General features: G+C 55.5%; 1 protein-coding gene. It reads left to right on the plus strand.

Going from position 1 to position 236, the window contains the following annotated elements:
* A partial coding sequence (locus B4920_RS29700; protein WP_161493404.1) for a hypothetical protein occupies window positions 1-236 on the plus strand: 236 nt, incomplete at both ends.

A 236-nucleotide genomic window follows, 5' to 3' on the forward strand; every position in this document is an offset into this window, starting at 1 on the left:
TGTGCATCGATCCGGTAACGGCCTATGGCAACGTATCGGGCCAGGGAACGATAGGGATCGCGGTGGTCTTTTACCTCAATGGGGTGGAGAAGGGCCGCGTATCCAAGACGGAATACGTCGCCACGGGTGGCACCCGATATTTATCCATCGACATCAAACCTTCGTTCGAGATCCCGGCATATACCAATGCCACCATCACGTTCGGTATCGAGCCGATTGGCAATGGCACCGGTATC

It is taken from the genome of Zoogloea sp. LCSB751 (genome assembly GCF_002028455.1).
Lineage (GTDB): Bacteria > Pseudomonadota > Gammaproteobacteria > Burkholderiales > Rhodocyclaceae > Zoogloea.